We start from the raw sequence: 26,542 nt of genomic DNA, 5'->3' as shown, positions 1-26,542 counted from the left end.
AGGAGGATGTTAACAAGGTTAACATCCTCTATTTTTTGTCTACTCGGAAATTCCGGGGCCCGTGATCACCTCAGGGTGTTCAGTGGATAAATCTTGAATGAGAGATTTCGACGATGACTATCAATAAGTACTATGTCTTTGTTCCGCAGGCAGCGGACGGTGAAACACATAAGGAACATGAAGTTCAGTCCGAGAAGGAAACTCAACGTCAGGCGATGGTCAGACAGGCGCAGCAACAAGGCGGGTTGTAAGCGTCGGTTTGATACAAAAAGAGCACCAAAAGGTGCTCTTTTTATTTCCCACTCAGAAAGCAAACTTAAGCGCGGTCTGAGCATTGAACTGCTCAGCATCCCGATAGGTGTTGTAACCACCGGACAGTTCCAGAGACACCATCTCTCCCAACATGAATTGCGACGTAAGCTTGTAGTCGTTCATTACGTGCTCATCCAGATACGAAATCCGATAGCGCGGCGTGAGCGCCAGAAACGGAGTTACAGCGTAAGCAAAACCGATATCCGCCGCCACCCCATACTCGTCAAATTTGGCAGAGCCACCGTTCTGATGATCCCGTTCAACTTGATAATTATTGACACCCAGGCTGTAGAAAAGAGAGGAACGCTGGTAATTTTGGTAAACACCCAGTGCCAAAAACGTATTACTGATGTCTGTATTCCCGGCCGTGGTTCCTTCGTATTCGATTTTTGCGTATCCATCTAATGCCTGAGGAGAGAAACTTGCAGTCGCATTCACACCAAACAGATCACGGGCACCTTTATTCTTGTAATCATCCCCAAGAAATGACCCCAGACTATGGCTCTTTTGTTCCCCATATTGTAATCCCGCGCCAACATAACTGTACTTACCCAGTGACCCTTGTGCCGCCATTACACCAGAGCTCATCACCAACATTAAAGAGACAGTAACGATTCGTTTCATTTGAACAATTTCCTGAATTAAATAACTGGCAGGAAATTATCACCAAATAAAACATCGTTCAATTAAATTTTGAACGCCGTCCAAAATAGACTAAAACGCAATAATATCAACAAATATTAGTCTAACTTAATATGTTAATACGTTACGCCTTGCACCGAACCCCTAGCGCCTTTAACTTGCGATACAGGGTGTTACGACTAACGCCCAGCATGCGTGACGTTTTACTGATATTGCCTTGATTGGCACGATAGGTCGCCAACAAAGTTTCATCGACCGTGGTGCGCAGATCTTTCTCAGCGGCAGGTTGAGACACAGCTTGGGTCAGCGTTTTTTGCAGATGAAGTGGAATATGGTTCAGTGTCAGGGTCGGTTCTCCCTGCGCCATCAACGCCGCCACTTTCAACAGATTGTCCAACTCTCTGAGGTTTCCTGGCCAGGGGTAGCTAAGCAGTCGAGCGAGTAACGCAGGACACAAGGTTTGATCGGCAGGCTGAGCGTATTTTTGATGCATCGTATGTATCAGCGCCTGTTTGTCTTGCCGTTCGGCCAACCGCGGCAGTTCAAGCAGCAAGCCATTCAACCGATAGAACAAGTCCTGACGGAAACCTCCCTCACTGACCAGTTGTGACAAGTCTTTATGCGTAGCCGCAATGATCTGAATATCCACCGTTTCACTTTGGTTCGATCCAACTGGCGCAACCTGCTTATCCTGCAAGACATGTAATAAACGGCTTTGTGCCTGCGGTGGCAGATCGCCAATTTCATCGAGAAACAAAATCCCCTGATGCGCCTGGCGGATCTTACCCAAATATCCCTTCGGACTGGCGCCCGTGAACGCCCCCGGCGCATAGCCAAACAATTCGGATTCCACCAGATCTGCGGGCAGTGCGCCACAGTTCACCGAGACCAAAGGCGCTTTGCGCCTGCCGCTCTGCTGATGCAGCGCTTTGACAAACTCATTCTTACCCACACCAGTTTCTCCGACGATCAACAGACAGATGTCTTGGTCGATCACCCGGGTTGCCTGCTGCCAGGCCAGTTCGATCTGCTCATCACCACAATGCAGCAAGGTGGATGCCGAGTAGGATCGTCGGGCAGTTGTCGACGTGGGCTGACCCAGCTCCTGAGTGGCAACAGCCAAATTCATCGGACTTCGGGTCAGTTCAATCACATCCTGCACCGAGTTGCCCAGCACCGGATGCTGTGCCAGCAGCTGAGAAGCCACCTGATTGTGCGCCACCACCAGCCCGGTTTCATCGGCAATCAGAATACCCTGCCAACCGCTGGTTAACAACGCAGGGTCGAGGGCGAGGTCAACTCTGAGAGCGGCATTAGGAATCCAGTTCAACAGTTGGTTTTGTATGCGCTGAACCATGTTCTGCACCAGCAATTGAGTCGAACTGTCGTGTTGTTGCTGCTCACTGGTCACATCCAGCAGCCCGATCATGTTCCCACGGTGATCAAAAATAGGACAAGCGGAACAACTGATGAAGCGATGCTGCAAAATGTAGTGTTGATCACCGATCACACTGACCGGTTGCTGCTCGATCAAAGCCGTGCCAATGGCATTAGTGCCTTTCAGGTTTTCCTGCCAGCACGCTCCGGAACTCAACGCAATGGTGGTGAGTTTTTCACGAAATTCAGGCTGTCCCCAACTGGCCAGAATCACCCCTTCGGTATCGGTCAGGATCAAACGACTGTCGCTGCGGGCAAACAGTTGATTAAACAGCGGCAATGCCTGTGCACTCACCGCATCGATCAGGTTAGCGGTCTCTTCCCGCCGAGCTTTGAGCATCGCAGGAGATAAACGTACGTCATCGGGCAGGCGCCGGGCTCTCAGGCCCGCTTTTTCGCTCCGCTGCCAGGAAGAGGATAACCAGTGATCCGGCGTCGGGGTAGATAACTGCATAACTGTTCCATTTCGTTACATGTTCGCTGTGTCATTTCGCCACACTCTGAACACTGGCATCGGTTTCCCAGCCTGGCAAAGGTGTGTCTGATTCGGATTGTTATTATCCATTAATCATAGCGTTACATTTTTTTAACAACAAATATTCTCAGTCTGGCCTGTGATTTGCGTTTTAAACAGAGATGGAACATGTGCGATGCGCACACTAAACAACAAAAAACGCAAACACAAACGAGAAGGATCGAACCATGATTTACACGCAACCCGGCCAAGCCGGCTCAGTGATTGAATTTAAAAGTCATTACGATAACTACATCGGAGGTGAGTGGCGCCAACCAGTCACAGGTGAGTATTTTGACAACTGTTCACCGGTGAACGGGAAACCATACTGCAAGGTCGCCCGATCTACGGAAGACGATATCAATCTGGCCTTGGATGCCGCGCACGGTATCCGGGCGCAATGGGCCGCAACCAGCGTCACCGAGCGAGCCAATATTTTGCTGAAAATTGCGGACCGGATTGAGACACACATGGAAGAGCTGGCCGTGGCTGAAACATGGGAAAACGGCAAGCCAGTACGAGAAACACTCGCTGCGGATTTACCTTTGGTGGTGGATCACTTTCGTTACTTCGCTGGGTGTATTCGGGCTCAGGAAGGCAGTGCCGCTGAGCTGGACGCGACCACAGCGAGCTATCACTTTCCTGAACCGGTCGGCGTAGTCGGCCAGATCATTCCGTGGAACTTCCCAATGTTGATGGCCGCCTGGAAGCTGGCACCCGCGCTGGCTGCTGGTTGCTGCGTGGTGCTGAAACCGGCAGAACAAACTCCGACCTCGATCTTGATTCTGATGGAAAAGATCGGCGATCTGATCCCGGCGGGCGTCATTAATGTGGTCAACGGTTTCGGTTCGGAAGCGGGTCAGGCGCTGGCCACCCGCAACCGTATCGCGAAGCTGGCCTTTACAGGCTCGACCGACGTCGGCCATCACATCCTCAAATGCGCCGCGGAAAATTTGATTCCTTCCACCGTTGAGCTGGGCGGCAAATCACCCAACATTTACTTTGAAGATATATTTGATCACGAAGATGAGTACCTCAGCAAATGCATTGAGGGCATCTTGCTGGCCTTTTTCAATCAGGGGGAAGTCTGTACCTGTCCGTCGCGGGTGCTGATCCATGAATCCATCTACGACCAGTTTATCGCCAAAGTCATTGAGCGGGCTCAGACCATCAAACAGGGTAACCCGCTCGATACGGAGACTCAGGTCGGCGCGCAAGCCTCTCAGGAACAATTCGATAAAATCCTCAGTTATCTTGAAATTGGCCGCCAGGAAGGTGCCGAAGTATTGATCGGCGGTAACGTTGCGCCGCAGAAAGACGATCTGAGTGATGGCTTCTACATTCAGCCAACAATGCTCAAGGGCAATAATCAGATGCGTGTTTTTCAGGAAGAGATCTTTGGGCCGGTGATTGCGATAACTACATTTAAAGACGAAGCCGAAGCGCTGGCGATCGCGAACGACACTGAATACGGGCTAGGAGCCGGCGTATGGACACGGGATGCCAACAAAGCGTACCGCATGGGACGTAAGATTGAAGCGGGCCGAATCTGGGTTAACTGTTACCACGCCTATCCGGCTCATGCCGCGTTCGGCGGTTACAAAAAATCCGGAATTGGCCGGGAAACCCACAAGATGATGCTCGACCACTATCAGAACACTAAAAATTTGCTAGTGAGCTACGATGTCAATCCACTCGGTTTCTTCTGAAGAATAGAAGCGGCCAAAACAGAGCGCCATCAGGCGCTCTTTTCATCGTTAGACTGACGACGCTTGTCTCTGATAAAAAGTATGCCACCGACCACCAAAGCAGCGACCGACACGGTAAACAGCGCAGGCATTTCCAATACCCAGGCTAATACGGCCGTCACAAAGGCAACAAACGTGATCATCCGGCTGCCGGACATAACTCGACCGAGTTTTCTGCTCATAGTGCCTCCTGTCAATCAGACGTTGAGAATACTCTAACCTCGTTCGGCTAAGAACGTTCTGATGATATTTTGCACAACCTTGCCGAGTATTCATCCTGTTTACTATTAATTTCCCGCTTGAGTCACAAAAAATAGAATGGCGTTCCATATATATAAACCAGACAAATCATTACGTTCGAATCATAAAAAACCCGGTCTGAGACCGGGCTTGAGATAGAACCAATGATCAGAAACCCCGCATCTGAATACGACGCAAAAACTCAGTCATGATCCGGTCGTAAAGCAAATCGCCGAGGAACGCATCCTCAACATGACGGTCAATGCTCGGGTTATCATTCACTTCTATCACGTAAACCTGACCGTCAATTTCTTTCAGATCCACACCATATAAGCCGCCACCAATCAGGTTGGCCGCTTTTACCGCCACATCCACTACCGCTTTAGGCACCTGTTTCAAATCAAGTGTCTCAAAACCGCCGGAAGAAACCCGGCCGCTGCTGTGATGCTGGTATATTTGCCAATGTCCACGGCTCATCATGTACTTACAGGCATAAATCGGCTGACGGTTCATCACGCCAATGCGCCAGTCGAAATCGGTCGGCATAAAGGCCTGAGCCAGAATCAGAGCGCTTTTTTCAAACAGCGCCGCCGCTTCTTTTTCCAGTTCGGCTTCTGTGCGTACTTTCACCACCCCGCGCGAGAACGCCCCGTCCGGAATCTTCAGTACCATCGGCAGCGCCAGCTGCGCCAGCAGATGCCGTTTCCATTCCGGATCCATACCCTGAATGATGACACTTTGAGGCGCTGGTACTTTGTGTCGGTGCAGCAATTCCGTCAGAAAGACTTTGTTGGTGCACTTCATGATAGACTCGGAATCGTCCATGACCACCAGCCCTAACTTTTCAGCCGACTTAGCAAATCGGTAAGTGTAGTTGCTGATGTTGGTGGTCGCACGGATAAACAACCCATCAAACTCCCCCAACCGGCTGATGTCGTCCGGAGAGATGGTTTCCAGATTCATCCCTAAACGGCTGGCCGCTTTGCGAAAATGCTTCAGTGCCGAGGCATCAGACGGTGGCATTTTTTCGTCCGCATCCACCAGCATGGCAATGTCGTAACGTGCCTTTTTCTCCAACTTAGGCTTGCGCCATATTTTGGTCGAGAATTGCTCCAGCGCCGCGATGAACATATCCTGTTCATTCCCCGCCAGATCCTGAAAGGCGGACGGCGCTATTCTGGCAATTTGCCACTGGCCGTTGAGTTGGGTCATTTCCAGTTCTATCACTGGAACCATAAACTGTTCAAACAGGCGCTTCGCCAGTTTTTCCAGCCCCACCTGTTCGGTGCGACCGAAATAAATCTTACAGCGTATTTCGCTGAGCTCCTGCGGCAATTTATGGGCTTTGAAATTGCCAGAAGAGAGTAGAAACGGCTGGTTGATGTCATTTAGCGCCATTACACTCGGGATCACCCGGTGACCCCGGGCCTCCGCCATCAAGGAGCAGTAATAACCGCTACCCATGTAATGATAATCACGACACAAGTTCACTACCTGCACATTTTTGTGCCCAGCAGGCCACTGCCCACCTAGGTACTGATCCACACTCACCACCTGTTCAGACGGGAAATAATCCTGCCAGTCACTGGTGCTGTCAGTCACGATTAAAAGATTTGCCATTGGTGTATTTTTCCTATTGCAATAGGTTTATTATCGCGAGGCAATCGTGCGTGCCTTGTTTAAGGAATACGGATGGACATCCGCCTAGCTCTCTCTCGAGACCTCTCCGCTCTTAACGAACTGGAAAACACCCTGTTTGACGGAGATAAAATTTCTCCACGTCAAATGAAGCGTTTCCTACAGTCAGGTCAAGCCATGATTTTCGTTGCTGAAGATAAGGGCTCTCTGGCGGGTTACGCTTTGTTGCTATTTCATCAAGGTACACAGCTGTCAAGATTGTATTCGATTGCCGTTAAACCTGATTTCAGAGGCCGGGGAATTGCGCAATCTTTGATTGAACAATGCGAGCGTGCTGCTCTTGATCAAGGTTGCATTACATTACGACTAGAAGTGCGCGAAGACAATACGTCGGCGATAAAATTGTATGAAAAATTAGGCTTTAAAACGTTGCGTTTTCTGGTGCATTATTACGATGATCTGTGTGATGGTCTACGAATGCAAAAACGCCTGTCGCCACAAGGCCCGAGCGTAACGCTGCCAATGCCACTCTACATCCAAACCACACCATTTACCTGTGGAGCAGCCTGTCTGCTGATGAGCTTTGCCTGCCTGGATCCTCACTATCAACCGAGTCGTTCACACGAGCTGCAACTGTGGCGTGAAGCCACTACCATTTTTATGGCGGCGGGGCACGGCGGGTGCAGTGGGCAAGGCCTGGCACTGGCGGCCGCAAAACGCGGCTACCATGTCGAACTGTGGAGCCAGTCTCAGAGCACTCCGTTTATTGACAGTGTGCGCGATCCCAACAAGAAAGACGTGATAGAGATCGTTCATCAGGATTTTTGCCATCAGTTGCTCTCTCAGGACGTGGCCACGATTGCATCCCCACCCAATCAAGCCATTCTGGAGCATTGGGTAAGCCAGGGTGCCTGCGTGCTCCTGCTCATCAGCACTTACCGTTTCGATGGTAAAAAAGAGCCGCATTGGGTGATACTGAGCGGGATGAACGAGCAGTTTTTCTTCATCCATGATCCCCATGCACCGTCAGAAAAAGACACCGTTGCCTCTGCGTACGTGCCCGTGGGCAAGCGCCTGCTGACGCAGATCCTGGGGTTTGGAAAGCAAAAACACACCGCGTGTGTTGTGATTGAACCAGCCACCGAAGCTACAGCTTCAGCGCCGGTTGAATAAAATCAATGAACGCCGATATTCGCCGCGCCACCGACGAAGATTTGTAATATACCGCGTTGACCTGCTCGCGGCCGGATATCGGCTGATATTCATGCTCCAGCAGCGCAATCAAACGGCCCGCGGCAATATCTTCCTGAACCATAAACCCGGACAAACAAGCAATCCCATTGCCCTCCAGAGCCAGCAAACGCACGGTTTCACCATTACTCGAACTGATGGTCGGTTCAATGTAACCGGCGCCTTGCAGTGGCCAGCGATTCAGATTACGCGCCCCGACAAAACCGATGCGTTCATGATGCGAAAGATCTGTCGCTGTGGCTGGCACACCACGTTGGCGTAGATACGCTGGCGATGCCACGATAAACAGTTGGCTGGTGCCCAGAGGACGGGCATGCAAGGTCGAGTCACTCAAGTCGCCGATACGAATGGCAATGTCGGTACGCTTTTCCAGCAAGTCGACAAAGCCTTCATTTGACGACAGCTCCAGCTCAATGTCCGGGTACGCCTGTTTAAAAGGTTTGATCAAAGGAATCAGCTGATGAAACACAAACGGGCTCGCCGCGTCCACCCGCAAACGTCCTTTCGGCCGTTCACCCCGGGCAATGACCTCTTCTTCCGCTTGCTGAATCAGAAGCAAACCACGCCGGACGGTATCGACGAACTGACGCCCTTCATCGGTCAGCTCTACTCTTCTGGTGGTGCGGTTAAGCAACGTCACACCAAGCTGCTTTTCCAGTTTGCTGACGGCTCGGGAGACACGGGCTACCTGTACATCCAGGTTGTCTGCCGCCGCCGAGAATCCACCGCTGTCGACTACCGCCAGCAAAATTTCCAGATCGTCAGAACGGGTTAACATGCTTCTCTCCAGATCAATATTGAATTTTTCTAATAATAACAAAAGTTATTTGTAAATAACACTGTTTTTGACAAAGAAAAACTTCTCAATAATACCTCTCACTTAACCGCAGGTGTTTCACACCGCGTTTCACTGAATGAGGTCACTTTTTATGCCTTTAGCTCTTTTTGCCTTAACCCTGAGTGCGTTTGCCATCGGGACAACCGAGTTTGTCATCGTCGGATTGATTCCGACCATGGCCGCGGATTTGCACGTTTCCCTGCCCTCTGCTGGCTTATTGGTCAGTCTCTATGCGCTGGGGGTTGCGGTCGGCGCGCCCGTCCTGACTGCCCTGACCAGTCGCTGGAATCGCAAAGCCGTTCTGCTGAGTGTCATGAGCCTGTTTGTTGCCGGGAACCTGCTCGCCTGGCAAGCTCCAGGTTACAACACTCTGATTCTGGCTCGTATACTGACAGGTCTGGCGCACGGGGTGTTCTTTTCCATCGGCTCAACCATTGCAACCGGACTGGTGGCCAAAGACAAAGCCGCCAGCGCCATCGCGATCATGTTCACCGGGCTCACCGTAGCGCTGGTGACAGGTGTGCCGCTTGGCACCTATATTGGTCAAACGCTGGGCTGGCAAGCCACCTTTCTCACTGTAGCCATTCTCGGCATCATCGCATTGGCCGGCAGTGCGTTTCTGGTACCTGCGAATCTGAAACAACCGCCAGTCACCAAACTCTCAGCCCAAATGAAAGTCCTGACTCACCCAAGGCTGCTGTTGATTTATGCCATCACTGCACTGGGCTACGGGGGTACCTTTACCGCGTTTACGTTTTTGGCGCCGATTCTGCAAGAAGTGGCCGGTTTCAGTGCGGGATCCGTCGGCCTGATTATGTTGGTTTACGGGGTTTCCGTCGCCATCGGGAATATCTGGGGAGGCCGTCTGGCCGACCAGCACGGGCCAATTAAAGCCCTGACCCTGATCTTTACTGGTCTGGCTGCGGTACTGATCGCACTGACATTCAGCGCGCACTCTCCATTTGGTGCGGTCTTCACCATCTTAATCTGGGGGGCATTCGCCTTTGGTAACGTACCAGGCTTGCAGGTCTACGTGGTCAAACTGGCAGAGCGTTATACCCCGGATGCCGTGGATGTGGCGTCTGGCCTGAATATCGCGGCCTTCAATGTCGGTATCGCGCTGGGCGCCTGGGGAGGTGGCCTGATCGTAGAACACGCCGACTTGATGGATACTCCCTGGATTGGTGCGCTGATCGTACTTATCGCCCTGCTGATGACCCGTCTGAGCGGTACGTTGGACAAACGGAGCCTTCCACAGGCTAGCCCACAACGCTAAGCGGGTTAAGGTATTCAATGCGGCCGCACAGTGATTTGCTGCCGCTTTTTACGTTCTGTGGCTACGCAGGTGAAACTATCGACTATTCTGCTAATAACACCGCGGGATTTGCAGGAGAAGTTTCCATGTCGCACGTATTCCATCGTCACTGTCATTCCACACTGCCCATGATCGCTTCAGGTCGGGGCGTCTATCTGTTCGATACTGAAGGCAAGCGCTATCTGGATGCCTGTGGCGGTGCGGCGGTTTCCAATCTCGGCCATGACAATCACAGCGTCAAACGCGCTATCGCCCAACAAATGGAGCTCATTCCGTTTGCCCATACCGGCTTTTTCACCAATCAGCCTGCCGAAGAGCTGGCGACCCTCCTGTGTCAACTGGCACCTGAACCGCTCAATCATGTCTACTTCGTCAGCGGCGGCTCTGAAGCGGTGGAAAGCGCATTGAAACTGGCCCGGCAATATTTTCTGGAAAAAGGTCAGCCGGAGAAATGCGAATTTATTGCGCGCCGGCAAAGTTACCACGGCAACACACTCGGAGCTCTGGCTGTCGGAGGCAATGAATGGCGGCGCGAGCAGTTTCGCCCGCTGTTAACGCCCGCTCACCACATTGCTCCTTGTTACAGCTACCGGGATCAACGTGAAGATGAAAGCGAACAGGCGTACGCACTGCGGGTCGCCAATGAGCTGGAAGCACGCATTCTTGAGGTCGGGGCTGAAAAAATCATGGCGTTTGTTGCTGAGCCGGTTGTTGGTGCGACGGCAGGCGCTCTGCCGGCGATCAAAGGTTACTTTCAACGTATCCGCGAAATCTGCGACCAATACGACGTGTTGCTGATCCTGGACGAAGTAATGTGCGGGATGGGAAGAACCGGGACTTTCTATGCCTTCGAGCAGGATGACATCATCCCGGATTTGGTGACTATCGCAAAAGGACTAGGCGCAGGGTATCAGCCCATCGGTGCCGTGCTGGTTGCCGAACCGATTTATCAGGCAATTGCTGAAGGGAGCGGTTTTTTCCAGCACGGGCATACCTTTATGTGTCACCCCATGGCTTGCGCCGCGGCGTTGGCTACTGTGAAATGCATTGTCGATAATGATCTGTTGCAGCACGTCCGGGCAAAAGGATACCAGCTCAAAGAAAAGCTACGCTGGACGGTAGGCAAATTGCCCAATGTGGGGGATATTCGTGGTCGAGGGCTGTTTATCGGCATTGAACTGGTGTCAGATCAAGCCAGCAAAGCGCCTTTTCCTCCACCGCTGGCGGTACACAAACGCATCAAAGCTCAAGCAATGGCCAACGGCCTGATGATCTATCCGATGGGCGGAACCATCGACGGACGACGTGGCGACCATATTCTACTCGCCCCCCCCTTCATCATCGAAGACGGCGAAATCGATGAACTGATCGACAAACTCTATCTAACCTTGCGTCAGGTGTTTCATGAGCTGGAGGGCCTGCAATGACTCATAGCATCGCGATGATCGTCGCGCCAACCGGAGCACGTAAGACTAAGCAGCACCATGCAGCGCTCCCCGTTTCGGTCAGTGAAATTCGTGCAGAAGCTGTCGCCTGCCGCGATGCCGGCGCCGCCATGATCCACTTACACGCTCGCGATCCACAAGGTGCACATTCGCTGACCATCAACGACAACCAGGCCGTCTATCAGCAGGTCAAACAGGCGGTGGGTGACAGCATGATCGTCCAGCTCACCACGGAAGCGGTCGGTCAGTACACGCCCGAGCAACAAATGGCTCTGATCCGGGCCGTACGGCCAGAAGCCGCCTCATTTGCGCTCAAAGAGCTGATCCCCACGCAGGAACACATTCCTCAAGCCAGTGACTTCTTTCACTGGGTCGCCAGCCAGAATATCCTCTCCCAATACATCCTCTACTCCCCGCCAGAGCTCGCCGAGTATGTGCGCTTGGTTCAGAATGGGTTACTTCCTGAGCAAAAACATCACCTTTTGCTAGTCTTAGGTAGGTATCACCAAAATCAGCAATCCGAGCCGCAGGATCTGCTGCCATTTTTCAGCCCCTACTTCTCACAATTGAAGTGCCGCTGGGCTGTATGTGCGTTTGGCAGTCAGGAAGCGCAGTGCCTTACCGCGGGTGCCCTTTTGGGGGGCGATGTTCGGGTGGGGTTCGAGAACAATCACCTGACGTTGTCTGGTCAGCCAGCCATCAGTAACGCGGAGCAGGTAGCGTCGATGCGGCAAATATTGCACTCACTTAACATACAAACACTGGATGCCGAAGGTTTGCGCCAGCAGTTGGTAAGCTGAATTGGCATCATTATGGATGAACATTGGAATAAGGAAGGATCATGAAATCAATCAAATCAGTGATCACGGCCGCTGCCACAGCGTTGATGGTCAGTACCGCTTTCAGTGCCTCGGCCGAAGAAACATTTGTCACCATAGGGACGGGTGGGGTGACGGGGGTGTATTACCCGACCGGTGGCGCCATCTGTCGCCTGGTGAATAAATCCCGCGAAGAGCACGGGGTACGATGTTCAGTGGAGAGCACCGGCGGCTCAATTTACAACCTGAATACCATACGCTCTGGTGAGCTGGATCTGGGGATTGTTCAGTCTGACTGGCAATATCATGCCTACAACGGCTCCAGTGAATTTGCTGATGCGGGTCCGTTCAAAGATCTGCGCGCGGTTTTCTCGATTCACCCGGAACCCTTTACCGTCGTCGCGCGCAGTGATGCCGGTATCAAAACGTTTGATGACCTCAAAGGTAAACGAGTGAACATCGGTAACCCAGGTTCTGGTCAGCGAGGCACCATGGAAGTCCTGATGAAGCAGTATGGCTGGACCAACGATGACTTTAAACTGGTCTCCGAGCTGAAAGCCGCAGAGCAGTCTAAAGCGCTGTGTGACAACAAAATTGATGCGATGGTTTACACCGTCGGCCATCCGAGTGGCGCGATTAAAGAGGCCACCACTTCTTGTGACAGCAAAATTGTCGAAGTTTCCGGACCGAATGTCGACAAGCTGGTGGCAGACAACAGCTTCTATCGTGTTGCGTCCGTCCCAGGCGGTATGTATAACGGCAATCCAGATGACGTGATGACCTTCGGTGTCGGTGCGACCTTTGTCACCTCAAGTAAAGTCCCTGAAGCTGTGGTGTATCAGATTGTCAAAGCGGTGTTTGATAACTTTGAAGATTTCAAAAAACTGCATCCGGCGTTTGCCAATCTGAAAAAAGAAGAGATGATCAAAGACGGTTTGTCTGCCCCACTCCATCCGGGTGCGATCAAATATTACAAAGAAGCCGGGTTGATGAAATAGCACTCCCGACGAATGCTACAGCGCCATCCTCTGGGATGGCGCTGTTTTTCTATTTAACGGATTTTAAAACGCCCGACGATACGGCTGAGTGACTCCGAAGTAGTGCTCAGCTCTTCGCCAACCAGGCGGCTGTCCGATGCATTCTGATTGAGCTGACGGATGATCTCTTGAATCGCTGCCATGTTGCGGCTCACTTCGTCCGTCACCTGTTTCTGTTCCAGTGCTGAAGTCGCCATCTGCGCGTTCAATTGGTTGATGTCCGTTACTGAATCGGTGACCGTATTGAGTGAGTCCATCACCTGATTGGTACGTGACGCGGTTTCTTCACAGCGATTGCGTGTGGTTTCCATCTCGTTGACGACCGTATCGGTGGTTGATCTCAGTTTGGCCAACATATCGTTGATCTGCGACGTACTGTCCTGAGTTCGTGCCGCGAGCGCACGAACTTCATCCGCCACTACCGCAAAGCCACGCCCCTGCTCACCAGCGCGCGCCGCTTCAATCGCTGCATTGAGCGCCAGCAAATTGGTCTGTTCTGCGATGTCACCAATAACCTGAAGCACCGAGCTGATCTGCTGAGTATCCTGACTCATGGTCCCTATGGTTTGCGACATCGAGCTGACCTGACTGACCAACAGGTTGACACTGTCTACCGCACTGCCCACGGTCTGTTTAGACTCTTCCGCATACTGAGAGGTTGTATCGGTCAGGCGAGCGGCGTGATCAGCGCTCTGCTCGACCGAACCGGCCGACGCACTCAGCTCTTCAATCGCAGTGATCGCTTGCTCGGTTTCGATGTTGTGTTGGTTCAACGTCGTCAGATTGGACGATGACTGCAAGGTGAGATCCTGCACCGCGACGTCAATACGCTGAGCCGATGCCGACACATCTTCAAACATGCTTTGCAGCTTTGCGATAAAGCGGTTGATGGCATCCGAAATCTGACCAATTTCGTCTTTAGACTCAACGGTTAAGCGCTGAGTGAGATCGCCGTGGCCCTGAGACAGTTCCCCCACCACACTTTGCAAACGTAGCAACGGCTTAAAGGAAACATGCAGCAAAACCACACTCAACACGATGATCACCAATGCACTGAGCATTAAAGCCAGCGTGATTTTCCAGTTCAGTTGATCCGTGTTGGCCTGAATGCTGTCGGTATCGATGTACCCCGTCAGATTCCACTGCTGTCCGCCAACTTCAACTGTGCGTTCCACTGGGATCAGGTGGCCATTTTGTTTGTTGGAAAAGATCACTGTCTCCCCGGCGGTGAGCTCAACATAACTGCCCTGAGTCGAAAAAGTGGTGATCATCGCTCCCAGCTCAGCCAGATTCATGACGAAAAAATCCACCGAATCATCCGGACGTTTGATCGAGAAAGTTAATGTGGGCACCCCATTGTCGATTGTGACCGGGCTGATCGCTTGTTCAGCGGTTTGAGCCTGGGCTAAATCGACGTATTTTTGCCCCTGCGCCTCATCCATATTACCGGTTTCATCAAATGCGTAACCATTGAACACCTTAACAATTTTGGCAAAGCCAGAGTTGGCCGCCGTATCGGCAATATCCATCATGCTAAAGTTAAGGCTGGTTGCCAGCGACAAACGCGATGCCAGTTCATCATTGAGCTTTTCTCCAATCAAATTCACATTGTGCGTGATATTTTTGGTGTCAGACTGGTGAATATACGCGCTGATAAAATGGTTAACGCTGAGATAAGAAATAAGAATTGTGGTTGTGATTATTGCGACAATCAGCGCAATAATCTTATTTTTGAAAGAGAGATTGGCCATCACACTTTACATCCTTAAAAGTGACTAAAAATCGTTGCACTCCGGCAACTTAACTAACAATCGGCAATTGTTAAAAATTCTTTAACGGCAAATCCTATCCTGTGATGAGTATATTGACAATCAATTGTTTCAACAATGAAACAGGCGCTAGCGGAAATAAATATCCCAAAAGAAATACACGGTAATGACAATACTCGATAACGTTACAAACCCACGGACATACTGTTGAGGAATCTTGCGTGAAACTCTGGCAGCCAGGTAACCGCCAACCAGTGTACCGACCATCACCACGATACCTCTTGGCCAGTCAATCGAACCATCCAACACAAAGATCACGATGGCGATCAGGGCAACGCAAGACGAGACCAGCAACTTGAGCCCATTCATCACATTGATGTTTTGGTAACCCGCCAGCGACAAGTAACTCAGTACAATAATACCGAGACCAGCATTAAAGAAACCGCCATACGCTGACACGGCGACCAACAACAATGCCAACAGCACCGCTCCCAGGCGGCCCGCGTGTTTGTGCTCAACCGCCAGCGATGTCACCCACTGATGGATCTGACGGCCACACACAAACAATATCGTTGCAAAAAGCAGTAACCACGGAATCGCTTCCAGAAACAGTTGCTCCGGGGTATTAAGCAGTAAATATGCCCCTAACGCGCCCCCGAACGTGCTGAAGACCACGGTGCGGCGCAAACCGCGCGGATCTTCGCGGATATCACGACGAAAACCGTATGCCCCGCTCAAATAACCCGCACATGCAGCAAAAGTATTGGTTGCGTTAGCCGCAATGGGCGGTACTCCAACAAACATCAACGCCGGAAAGGTAATGAAACTGCCCCCTCCTGCGACTGAATTCAGAATGCCGCCGATCACACCGGCCACAAACAGTAAAAGCCACTCCATGCTCACTGTCGTCCTTGTTAAATAGATGTGAATCATCAAGATACACGTAGTGTCATGACCGACACAAGGGCACGCCTCACATTGGGCAACCCGCATAAAAAAGCAGGGTTTCCCCTGCCTGTTCAAATCCGTTTATCCGGCGTGTCCTAATAAACGAAAGTTCCAGTTTTCAACCTCACCTGTCTCTATCCGGCTGAGAATTTTCTCTTTCCAGCTGTGAGAGAGCGCACTCTGAGCCAGCAGCTTTTCGAGCCCCTGAGGATTGAGCGGATCACCAAAGTAGAGTTCGCACACCTGCCGAATAGACATCGCGTTCTCCGGGCGTTCGATCAGCTCAAGTGGTGCGTTGACACTCACCCGGCCAGGCTGAATAACGCGATACAGCCAGCCACACCGACTGACGGCCTGCATATCCACAGAAAACTGCTCCACACCCCAACGTTTACTCAGTTTGTAGCAAGGCGAGCGTGGCTGGCTGACTTCAATAATGGCGCCTCCCCAACGATAGCGATCACCGATGTAGACCGTTTTTTCCGTCATTCCCTCAGAGCTGAGGTTCTCACCCATGCCTGGTGCTCGCCACTGGTCGTCTGTCTTATACTTGCTTTGCCAGTACGCATAATGCTCGGAAGGATACTGATGCAGTGCACGTTCACTGCCGCCGTGGAAACGGGTTTCGGCACATTCATCCCCTTCAATTCCCGTGGTGGTCAGAAATACCTCTTCGGACACCGGCTGTTTATCCATCGCCGTTGTCATCCCATAGCTCTGTTTCACTTGTCCGCGATAAACGCCTGTCAGATAAAATGTGGTCATGCCCGCCTCCTTGTGCTGGAACACATAGTGTAACTCAATCCGCTAAGCAAATGAAAACAAGCACATATCTCGACAGCACGGTTTTTTCCGGATAAAGTCATCTAACAACTCAATCACATGCCGGAACCAAGTTCATGAATTCTGTAATCGATACCATTCTTTCTCACCGTTCCATTCGCAAGTACACAGGCGAGCCTATCAGCAAAGCAGATCTGGATACCATTATTCAGTCGGGACTGGCGGCATCATCTTCGAGTATGCTGCAGGTCGTTTCTGTCATTCGGGTAACGGACAGTGAAAAGCGTAAAGCATTAGCCCATCTCGCCGGCGATCAGGCCTACGTAGAGAATGCGGCCGAATTTTTGGTGTTCTGTATCGACTACCAACGTCATTTTGAACTGAACAATGACGTCAAACCGGACTTTACCGAGCTGATGCTGATCGGAGCGATTGATGCGGGGATTATGGCGCAGAACTGCCTGCTGGCCGCCGAATCTCTGGGGCTTGGCGGTGTTTACATCGGTGGTCTGAGAAACTGTGTGAACGAAGTCGACGAGCTGCTGGGTATGCCAGCGCATACCGCGGTGCTGTTTGGTATGTGTCTTGGGCATCCGGATCAAAACCCGGAACTGAAACCACGCCTGCCAGCCAAAGTCATCATGCATGAAAATCAGTATCAGACGCTTGATCACGCCGATATTGAGGCGTATGACCAAACCATGCTGGACTACTACGGCAAACGGTCCAGCAATCAGAAATCAGAAACCTGGTCCGAACAGGTCACCAGTAAACTGGCCGGAGAGTCGCGGCCACACATTCTGCCTTACCTTAATCGCAAAGGGCTGGCCAAACGCTAGTCTTGGTCGAGGTCGGTGTCTTTATCGGCCTCATTTATCCAGTTTATCAAACACCGCTCGCCACTCGCTCAGTTCATCGCGAAAATACCGAGTCTGACGTGAGTTCATCGAACGCACTATGGCTACCAGTTTTTTCCGCGCCACATTGCGATTAAACGCCATCTTCTGAGTCAGCTCATCTGAATAATAACTGTCGTAATTGAACATCAGCCGATTAAATCTGGGTTGAAAATAGGTGAGATCATCACGCCGGATAAGCAGAGTGTGCAGTTCACTGCGCATTTGACGCTGATGCTCTATCCACGCTGGGCTGGTAATTTCCACCTCATTTGCCCACTGGCGGATCAACTGATGTTGTTGATCATTTAATCTGCCAAGCCACTGCTCTAGACGCTCAGTGATCCGCTCTTGATAGTGCTCTCGGTGCTGCTTGTCGCTGCGCGATTCGCGCTTGCGACGAAAGGCTTCCTGTTTGTCAGTCAGATTGTCTATAAATTCATTCACTTGTTCATCACTGAGCTGACGAGTCAGCGCGTACACATCCGGCGCTGCGCGGGAGATCAAACGTTGAGTATGCTGCTGAAAGCTCTGCTCTTCTCGTTCAAGCTGTGCGAGAGTGAACTGACTAGGCTCCATCGTCTCCAGCCGTTGCAAATGCACCTTGTACGTAGGCAGCTCTTCTTGTTTGAGCCAGTCCTTCCACAAATCAACGCGCTGTATGATCACTGTCTCCTGCTCATCGGTCAGGTCAACGTAATCTTCCACGTAATCGATAACAAACCAATCCATGTTGTTGTACACAAATTGCGTTCCGCATCCGGCCAGCAGAACCAATACCAATAACGCACCAAGCCTGGGGTTCATGTTGAGTCCTCACCTGAAATGTACTTGAGCTGCTGCTTAACACTATAGCAGCCCGCCGGCAGTCTCATGCCAGGCAAAAAAAACGCCGCTCTGAAGAGCGGCGTTTAGCGGGGTTACATATCGTGTTGGATGATGTTGTTCTGCAACAAGGTATCCACTATCTGTGTCGAGCTCATGTTGGAGAAGTCCAGCTGAGAACCCAGATCTTCAACCACAATCGTCTGCGTCACATCATTATCCGTTGTGATCTCCAGTGACACATTGTTGGTCGACTGATCCCAGCTCGCATCGATCTGATCCGACAGCGCAGACAATAGTTGATCCATCGGCACCGTCTTGAGATCGGAAATCACATCGCGCAGGTCGATACTGTCTCCTTCAGCAATGCTGAAATCCGTGATGGTATCGGTCACACCGCCATCCACACTGTCTTCGGTCCAGCGGAAAATATCGCTGCCGGCACCGCCAGTCAGAATGTCCGATCCCAAACCACCGATCAAAACGTCATCGCCGTCCCCCCCCACCAGAGTATCGTTACCGGCTCCGCCTTCAATCAGATCGTTGCCGTCGCCCGCCGTCAGATGAATACCGGAGTCATCCCCCGACAACCAACTGTCTTCGGTTGCTGCGGATTTATCGATATCTGTGCCATCCCCGGTCACCTCTAACTGGATATGGATAGGTGCCGACTCCGCCGTATCATTGTTGCTCTCGGTCGAAATTGCCGTCACGCTGATATCGTGTATCCCTTGACCCGCACCAGTAATGGTCAGCGAATCAATTTCGTCAGCTGGTACGATCCAATGCGTTCCGTCGAAACTGATACCGGAACTGATCGCCGCGCTCGAGATCGTGGCATCTGCCGGGACATTGCTCAGTTGTAACGTCAGCACTTCATCCAAATCGGTCAATGCCGCCATAATGCCGACCAATGCCAGTCCCTGAGCACTAACGCTCTGGCTGGCGGTGATCTGCTTGACGTAGTTGAAATTCGGATCAATGTTCAGGATTGGCGTATCGGCCACGCGCTGCACATCAATATCAAAGGTCTGCTCATCGCTCAGCGCACCTTCGCCGACTTGTGAATAAACACCGTTGTCGTCCGCTCTGACTGTCAGTGCAATCTGATCCGAAGCAACTTCGCTGGCATCGACAAACACACCACTGTCCGGGTCATTCGAAGACAGCACTGCATTGATGTCATCCAGCGTTCCCATCAGGATCACCTGACCAGGCAAACCAGAGCCCTGAGTCACACCACTGCCGGCCGGCAACACTACGTCCAGATCGCCGTCCGAGATACTCAGCGTCACGGTAATCACGTCGTTGACATGAGCCGCATCATAGTCCACATCGCTGACACTGATCCCGCTGATTTTCTGCGCGCTGTCTTCCATGATCGAGCTGGTTACCGCGCTGCCATCGATCACCGGCGCATCATTGGTTGCCAGGACGTCAATCTGTGCGCTGCCAGCTACCGTCTGCGGATCTGCAACACCGTTGGTGGTGCCGTCATCGGTAATGTCGTACGTGAAGCTCACCGTCCCATAGAAGTCCTGAGCTGGAGTGAATACCCAGTGACCACTCGCCGCGTCAAACACAACGGTGCCCATCGCCGGATCGCTCACCTGAACATTACTGACCGTCAGGTTGTCATTCTCTACATCCGTAGCATTGGCCAGCAACTGGTCGGAAGTAATCACCACCGGACCACCATCTTCCAGCGCATCCGGTAACGACACCAATGACGTTTCTGGCGCATCGTTCACTTCCGTCACCGTAATCACAAAACCGCCGCTGTTGGTGCTTGAGGTTGAATCATCACCAGGAATAACCACACCTTCATTGCCCTGGTCATCCACTGTCATCGATACATTCACGTCACCATTGAAGTCCGGCTCCGGCTGGAAGATCACCAGTCCGCCAGTCAGCGCGCTGTTGATCTCGTCGACCGTACCACGAATTTCGATTGATGCTGTGCCGTCACCGTTAACGGTCAGATTCCCAAGGAACGCCGGATCCAGATTGAGAATGCCGCTGTCAACATGCAGTGTTAAGACGTACTCCGCATTCGGATCATCCAGCTCGGCATCCACGTCAGCAATCGTGAAGTCCTTGAGAAGGATGGTCGAGTCTTCCGTCATCTCAACATCCGTAATGTCGTTAAACACTGGCTGATCGTTGACCGCATCGACTTTCACGTTGACATCGAACTCCTGTGCAGGCCCCAGGTTCTGTGACCCATCCAGGCCGGTATCAACCGACTGCACTTTAACATGCAGCGACTCGGCCCAGTTGTTGCTGTTCGCATCACCGGAATTGAAAATAATGCTATCCAGGCTCTGCGCATCGACTTCCAGTACCCAAACGCCACCGCCCATATTGACACCCAATGTGCCATCCGGCAGCGAAATAGAGGCGCCATCCGGCACTCCGGAAATCTCCAGACGCAGCGTTTCCGGATTGTTTTCGGTGACATTACCACTGTCGCCAATCGAGTCCTGATTGTCCGTTACCGACGCTTTGATATCGATTTCGATATTCTCACCTTCACGGCCTGACACATTGGTATCCGGTTCCACATCCACAATGTCACCGATCGGATTCACCGTAACTTTGAAGCTGCCCGTATGTTCAGTCGGAACACCCAATAACTCTTCCTGAGTAAACACCGTTAGGCCAAGTTCAACCTCACCACTGAAGTTTTTCGGCGGTTTGATCTCAATCGCACTCAGGTCAATCGAGGTTTGATCCGGATTCTTAAGCTGGATGCTCCACTCACCATTGCCATTGTTCTTCACCACAAAATCGGGAGAATTTGACTGGATGACAAAATCGGTCGGTACACCGGTCAGCTTCATCGACACAAATTCTTCCGAACCATCGGTATCGGTCAGTGTCACCGTCAGACCAGAAGCCCCATCGTTAAGCGAAATCCAGCTGTCTTCGTCGCCCACTACTTCGAACGGTTGATCAGGATCCATACCAGAAATGATGATGTCATCTACCACTGGCGTGACTTCAAATGAAACACTGCTGTCAAACTCTTTGGTATCGCTGTGCGTCTCACCTGTGGTGTCGTCGAACGTGACACTGTCTGTGATCTTACCGCTGATCTCGATCGTCACGGTATTCTGGCCATTGCCCGTCGGATAGTTCGGACCGGGTTTAAACAATACATTGTCCAGAGCGCCAGCGTCGATCTCGGCTTCGCTGAAGGTCAACGTCGTGCCCAGACTATTACCATCTGCATCAACGAATTCACCCATGGCACTGTCTGGAATGGTCAGTGTGATCTCGGTCAGTTTCTCGACACCGCCATCCGTCAGACTGGTCGATTGATCGGCAAAATCAGCCGAGAAGTCCAGTTGGATAATGCCATCTTCGTACCCCACACCATCATTGGTCGGAGTGTCGTTGTCCAAGTCTGTCGGTTGTTTGTTCCCATCCAGGCCCAGGGTACCTTTGATGTTGACGCTGAAATCAGGCACCAGGCTAGTATCCAGCGGCTGATCGCCAGCATCCGGTACATCCGCCAGTGGATAAACCTGCACCGGAATCTCTTCGACGACGTATTTCTCATCACCGGACTCTTGATCTGTGGTAACAAACTGAACCGGCAGTTTAAAGTCACCAGAGTAATCTTCGGGTAAATGCAGTACTAAGCCATCCAGGCCGGTAATGTTACCATCAGCGTCGACCCCGGCTTTGAACACGTACTTACCGTTGATAAAGTCGACATCCGTAGAACTAATGTAGCTACCTGCTGGCAGATCGCCGGCATCAATCACAATGGTCAGCTCATCAACCACATCATCGTGGTTGCTGACAGATATCATCGACCCTAACTGAGCCCCGAGATCGATTTCGTTGTCTTCACTCCCGGACACGATACCGTTGCCGTCATAGACAATGTCAGCCGCGATGCTGTCCACGGGTGTCAATTCAGTCGGGAACTCTAGTTCAACATGCATCTCACGGACCTCCGTGGAATCTTTTTCCACCGAGTCTTCACCCCTGTCTTTTACCTGGGCAGAGATCGTGATACCAATTTTGCTGGTTGGGTTATTGTCACTGGAATCATTTGGCGTTAAATCCAGTCCGGCTGGCGCCTTGATTGAGAAGTTCGCTTCATCGGTAATGACCCAGCGTCCATTGCCTTCGTTTACCGCACCAGTGATCAATAGCTGGCTGAGCACATCAGGATCGGTAATATCAAATTGCACCACCAGTTGTGTGACCACTTCATCGGAAGACAGATCAAACTCCTGGTACTTGATGATATTGGCTCCGGCCTCACCGCCATCAGAATCATTGATGGTAAAGCTGATGCTGCCTTTGTCGTCAGATTGCACAGTGTGAATCACCGTGCCGTCTGGCTGGGTCAACACCAGTTTTTCATCAGTCGCATCATTGCCCGTGTTATTTTCCGGCTCAACAATCGGGTTCACGGTCACATTGACGCTGCCACTAATGGTTTTTTCGACAATGCCTTCACCCGGATTTCCGGCGTCCACGTATTCGTGGTCAATCTCTTTCACGTTAACCGAGGTGTTGAGCGTAAAGTCCTTACTGGAGTCTTCTTCCAGCTGAACCTGAATATAGCCATGTTGAGTAATGCGCGCAGAGAAATCCTGCTCACTTTCCCCTGGATTTGGTTCTAGGATCAATTTTCCGTCGGCGGTCAGTGCCACTGGTTGCCCATCGACAAACACGGTACTGCCTGCCGGGAAGCCATCGATCTCAAGATGCGTGAAGAACTCATCACTGTCCGGGCTCTGAGTCTGCGTCGGCTGCCAGTCAATATTAATGCGCGTGTCTTCGTCACCTTCTGAGCCAACCACGTAGCCGTCCTGCGCATCAATCACAGGCTTGACTTTGATCACCACCTGAGTCTCCACTTCGCGCGTGTGACCGTCGTTTTCGGTAACCACCACGGTGGCGGTGATGTTGATGTTCTCAGTTGATGAATGCGTCGGGCGCACCACAATGCCGGAATCAAAATTGGCTCCGGTGATATTGGCTTCATACATAGGTTCGCCGTTCGCATCGTACCCGACAAACGTCAAGTTGACGTTCTGACCGTTGCTGTCGTAAATCTCCACCCCCGCCGGGATGTTGGACAGGACAACCGACAGCGTTTCGGAGTGATCCTGCGGTGTATCGGCCGCTTCACCAGAAACGAAGGTGAAATTGATGTGCGCTTCGGAGTTCTCTTCAATCGTGGTCTGAACGCCTTTTACGCCGTCTACATCAATGGATTCCCATTGCGTCGGGCCGTCATCAGACACGTTGACGTCCGGCATGTCCGCCACACCTTTGACTGCAACATTAACGGTTTTCGAGCCCAACGAGGTTTCATCCACCACCGTACCGGTCGAGAGGTCGGCCGTGTCTTTGACAATACCTTCCACTTTGAACGAAAAGTCTTCGTTACTATTGAGCGGCGGCAGCACTTCAACCTGATCCAGGTACGCTTCCGGTACTTCGTAGTACAGCAGGTTGCCCTGATCATCAAAGACTTCCTGAATCGGATTATCTGCCGGATCACCCAGCCAAATCATGGTAACGCCATCAAGAGTAAAATCCGAAATACGTACAAACATGCTTTCTGAGCCATCGCCATCCGGCGACGCGGTCATGGTAATCACTTCGCTAAGAAGCAAGGGATCGTGTTCCGTGGTTGGATCAACCGCATCCTGATGCGATGCATTGTCCTCAAAGATACTGATGCGATTGACACTGAAGCTGCCTTTATCGGCAACAGGCGCCACATCAATCACAATCTGTTCCGTCTCCGACCGTGCCAACTCTTTACCGCTGACTGCATTTTCGCTTTCAGTGGTGATCGCCGTAACATCGAGCTTGATCTGACCGGAGAAATTGTCTGCCGGGTCAACCTGAACCTGACCGATACGGCTGGCGTCGACCAAATAAGTGCCGTCGGCCTGCTGCGGGATCGGTGAACCATCCGAGTAAACCAGCGTAGCGTTGTCGCCGCCTTCTACAAACTTCAGCTCGTAGACAATCGCTTCCGGATTACTGGTGTCCTGAGTTTCGGCCTGAATATTGAGCGCAACATTGTCTGCGTCTTCGTCCACTTCATAGTGGAAGTCACTGTCGCTGGTCCAGGTCGCAATGTCCGCCACACTCTGTACGTCGATGTGCAGCTTGCCGTTGACATTATGGTCCGCCTGACCTTCATTCAGAATCTGCACCGTCAAGTTCACATCAAAACCACCCTCGTTCGAGGCGTAGTTGCGGTCCGGTACAAAATAGAGATTATCGAGTGTGGCTACCGTGCCGTTCATTGACTGCTCAACATCATCCGCATTGAGCACATAGGTGTTGCCCACTTTGGTCAGTTCGTGCAGCACGCCGCTGGCGTCTTTGTAGTAGAACGTACCATGGATCTGATCGGCATTCTTGATGGTGATCTGACCGATAGATTCATCTCGGTCGAGGTCATGCAAATCAACAGACAAGTTCACTTTCGCTGGCGACTGATCCAGAGTATCCAGGTTGTCCTGAATGTTGGCCGAATCAAGAGCCCCAATCGTGCCATCACGTCCTGAATCTTCGAACGTGCTCACCGAAGACGATTCAATGGTCGCATTCTGATCTTTAATACTGATATCCAGATCTGCGGTGGTGGTGTCCTGATCGCCATCGGTTGCGGTAACCTGTACCGTAAAATCGATCGAGTCAGTCTGCGAGTGATCCAGATTCTCAACCGGATTGAAGGTAATACGACCGTCCGTACGCACCACCAAGGTGCCGACCTGTGTTTCAACACCATTAACGGTTTTGTAGACGTCGACGGTAACGTTGCTGCCGTTTAGCTCAACAACATCGTGCTTCACGCCATTGCCATCAACAAAGTACACATCGGCTTCCGCGGCCGTGAAGGAGGTGATTTCACTGCCGTCTGAGCCGTAGTCCAGATCCCCTTCAACCGGATCTTTAAACATTTGAACTGTTTTCCCACCCTGGCCTTCCACTCGGGAAATCGAGTTGTCGTACAGCGTTGGTACATCATCAACGATGGTCATATCCAACTGACCTGTAGTGGTGTCGCCATCCCGGTCAGTGGCAATGATCGGCAGTTCCACCAGCAACTTGTCTTCACCTTGTGCTGAGTGGTCCACCGGACCTTTCAGTTCGAGTGAGTAGCTGCCGTCCGCATTGAGTTTGAGGGTAAAGATCACCGTACCATCGGGTTTCACCGCGTCATAAACAAAGTTATTACCCGTCGAGCTGACTTGTTTCAACTCCAGCAACTCACCGCCCGACGTCATGCCATTGAGTACGTCCTGAGTCAGATCAATCTGGTAAGAAACCACCGTATCGGCACCTTCTTCGGTCGTAAACTCACCACTGGCAACCAATGAGTCTTTGTTGAGCTCAGAGCCGCCTGGCAAATCGTCTTCGTCTACTTCCAGTGGCTTCGACGTAATGTTCGATGGCACATCATCCACAATGGTGATCTTCAACTCTGCCGGATCGGAGACATCGCCGTCTTTATCTGTTGCTGTAACCGGAATGGTCAGTACCCATTCGTTTTCACCATTGGCATCAGGGTGATCAATCGGTTGCAACAACTCAAACTCATAACGATTGGTGTTGGCATCGAAGACCAGCTCAAACACAACCTCATTGCTACCCGTTGTCACCGCATGGTAGACCGTTACGCCATTGCTGCTGCTCACTTCAATCAGCTCAACGTCCTGGCCATTCGATTGCAAATCTTTGACCGCTTCAGACAGATCAGCCACCTGATAGCTGTCGACACCATCCGCACCGGCCGTCACATCAAACGCGCCACCAATTTTGGTCGGATCGCTACCGTCAGAACCACCCACCAAATCGTCTTCATCCACAGATCCCGATTCAATTGCATTAATCGACGGTTTATCGTCCGCAATAGTCACAGGTAACGTCATGGTATCGCTGTCGCCATCGAAATCCGTCACGACGATCGGGAAGTCCAGCGTCAGGCTGTCACTGCCCGGCGCATGGTCAATCGGCCCTTCCAGGGTAAAGGTGTAAGTGCCGTCCGGGCGCATCACCAGAGTGAACACCGCCTCGCCATTGGCGGTCGCGG

Annotated in this window: 18 protein-coding genes; 8 read left to right on the top strand and 10 right to left on the bottom strand. The window is 51.7% G+C overall.

Annotation, left to right across the window (positions count from 1 at the left end):
• Positions 1-113: 113 nt before the first annotated feature.
• Positions 114-251 (top strand): hypothetical protein, encoded by a 138-nt coding sequence (locus CAG64_RS23705; RefSeq protein WP_021706550.1) that lies wholly within the window; start codon positions 114-116, stop codon positions 249-251.
• 52 nt (positions 252-303) lie between these two features.
• Here the strand turns inward: CAG64_RS23705 and CAG64_RS18540 are convergent, their stop codons facing one another.
• Both CAG64_RS18540 and CAG64_RS18535 read right to left on the bottom strand, forming a co-directional pair.
• Positions 304-936, bottom strand: coding sequence for an outer membrane beta-barrel protein (locus tag CAG64_RS18540; protein ID WP_161488369.1), 633 nt, complete (start codon positions 934-936; stop codon positions 304-306).
• A 142-nt stretch (positions 937-1,078) separates the two neighbouring features.
• Entirely contained in the window at positions 1,079-2,845 is a 1,767-nt protein-coding gene (locus tag CAG64_RS18535; RefSeq protein ID WP_161488368.1) for a sigma-54-dependent Fis family transcriptional regulator, read from the bottom strand.
• A 248-nt stretch (positions 2,846-3,093) separates the two neighbouring features.
• Between CAG64_RS18535 and exaC the strand changes: the two genes are divergently transcribed.
• Positions 3,094-4,614, top strand: a complete 1,521-nt coding sequence (gene exaC / locus CAG64_RS18530; protein WP_161488367.1) for an acetaldehyde dehydrogenase ExaC — start codon at positions 3,094-3,096, stop codon at positions 4,612-4,614.
• Between the two features lie 29 nt (positions 4,615-4,643).
• Here exaC and CAG64_RS18525 read toward each other — a convergent pair whose 3' ends face one another.
• Entirely contained in the window at positions 4,644-4,835 is a 192-nt protein-coding gene (locus CAG64_RS18525) for a hypothetical protein (RefSeq protein WP_021706554.1), read from the bottom strand.
• A 226-nt stretch (positions 4,836-5,061) separates the two neighbouring features.
• A complete protein-coding gene (locus CAG64_RS18520; RefSeq protein ID WP_161453440.1) occupies positions 5,062-6,513 on the bottom strand; it encodes a RimK family protein in 1,452 nt (483 codons plus the stop codon).
• Between the two features lie 72 nt (positions 6,514-6,585).
• Here CAG64_RS18520 and CAG64_RS18515 point away from each other — a divergent pair, with 72 nt between their 5' ends.
• Entirely contained in the window at positions 6,586-7,704 is a 1,119-nt protein-coding gene (locus tag CAG64_RS18515; protein ID WP_161488366.1) for a GNAT family N-acetyltransferase/peptidase C39 family protein, read from the top strand.
• Here the strand turns inward: CAG64_RS18515 and CAG64_RS18510 are convergent.
• On the bottom strand, positions 7,679-8,560 hold the full coding sequence (locus CAG64_RS18510) for a LysR family transcriptional regulator (RefSeq protein WP_161488365.1): 882 nt from the start codon (positions 8,558-8,560) through the stop codon (positions 7,679-7,681). The two genes, CAG64_RS18515 and CAG64_RS18510, sit on opposite strands and share 26 nt — an antisense overlap.
• Before the next feature lie 151 nt (positions 8,561-8,711).
• Between CAG64_RS18510 and CAG64_RS18505 the strand changes: the two genes are divergently transcribed.
• The 4 genes from CAG64_RS18505 (at position 8,712) to CAG64_RS18490 (ending at position 13,196) form a co-directional block, all read left to right on the top strand.
• On the top strand, positions 8,712-9,896 hold the full coding sequence (locus tag CAG64_RS18505; protein WP_161488364.1) for an MFS transporter: 1,185 nt from the start codon (positions 8,712-8,714) through the stop codon (positions 9,894-9,896).
• A 125-nt stretch (positions 9,897-10,021) separates the two neighbouring features.
• Positions 10,022-11,362 (top strand): aspartate aminotransferase family protein, encoded by a 1,341-nt coding sequence (locus CAG64_RS18500; RefSeq protein ID WP_161488363.1) that lies wholly within the window; start codon positions 10,022-10,024, stop codon positions 11,360-11,362.
• Positions 11,359-12,180, top strand: coding sequence for a 3-keto-5-aminohexanoate cleavage protein (locus CAG64_RS18495; protein WP_161488362.1), 822 nt, complete (start codon positions 11,359-11,361; stop codon positions 12,178-12,180). Before CAG64_RS18500 ends, CAG64_RS18495 begins: the two co-directional genes overlap by 4 nt.
• A 41-nt stretch (positions 12,181-12,221) precedes the next feature.
• On the top strand, positions 12,222-13,196 hold the full coding sequence (locus tag CAG64_RS18490; protein WP_161488361.1) for a TAXI family TRAP transporter solute-binding subunit: 975 nt from the start codon (positions 12,222-12,224) through the stop codon (positions 13,194-13,196).
• 53 nt (positions 13,197-13,249) lie between these two features.
• On the opposite strand, the gene CAG64_RS18485 is transcribed toward CAG64_RS18490, so the two are convergent.
• From CAG64_RS18485 to CAG64_RS18475, 3 genes are all read right to left on the bottom strand, one after another.
• Positions 13,250-14,986 (bottom strand): methyl-accepting chemotaxis protein, encoded by a 1,737-nt coding sequence (locus tag CAG64_RS18485; protein WP_161453447.1) that lies wholly within the window; start codon positions 14,984-14,986, stop codon positions 13,250-13,252.
• Between the two features lie 147 nt (positions 14,987-15,133).
• On the bottom strand, positions 15,134-15,901 hold the full coding sequence (locus tag CAG64_RS18480; protein ID WP_021706563.1) for a sulfite exporter TauE/SafE family protein: 768 nt from the start codon (positions 15,899-15,901) through the stop codon (positions 15,134-15,136).
• 132 nt (positions 15,902-16,033) lie between these two features.
• The gene (locus tag CAG64_RS18475) at positions 16,034-16,717 is read right to left on the bottom strand and encodes an MOSC domain-containing protein (RefSeq protein ID WP_161453448.1); all 684 of its coding nucleotides are present in this window, start codon (positions 16,715-16,717) and stop codon (positions 16,034-16,036) included.
• Between the two features lie 134 nt (positions 16,718-16,851).
• Here CAG64_RS18475 and nfsA point away from each other — a divergent pair, with 134 nt between their 5' ends.
• Positions 16,852-17,574 carry an oxygen-insensitive NADPH nitroreductase gene (nfsA, locus tag CAG64_RS18470; RefSeq protein ID WP_161453449.1) on the top strand — a complete coding sequence of 241 codons (723 nt, stop codon included), beginning with the start codon at positions 16,852-16,854 and terminating at the stop codon, positions 17,572-17,574.
• A gap of 30 nt (positions 17,575-17,604) precedes the next feature.
• Here the strand turns inward: nfsA and CAG64_RS18465 are convergent, their stop codons facing one another.
• Both CAG64_RS18465 and CAG64_RS18460 read right to left on the bottom strand, forming a co-directional pair.
• A complete protein-coding gene (locus CAG64_RS18465) occupies positions 17,605-18,438 on the bottom strand; it encodes a DUF6279 family lipoprotein (RefSeq protein WP_161488360.1) in 834 nt (277 codons plus the stop codon).
• A gap of 113 nt (positions 18,439-18,551) precedes the next feature.
• On the bottom strand, positions 18,552-26,542 hold a 7,991-nt coding region (locus tag CAG64_RS18460; protein WP_237668436.1), incomplete at its 5' end, for a T1SS-143 repeat domain-containing protein.

It is taken from the genome of Vibrio sp. V38_P2S17PM301, assembly GCF_009904845.1.
GTDB lineage: Bacteria > Pseudomonadota > Gammaproteobacteria > Enterobacterales > Vibrionaceae > Vibrio > Vibrio proteolyticus.
Note: the sequence above shows the minus strand (reverse complement) of the source record. Positions and strands in the feature narration are given on the sequence as shown.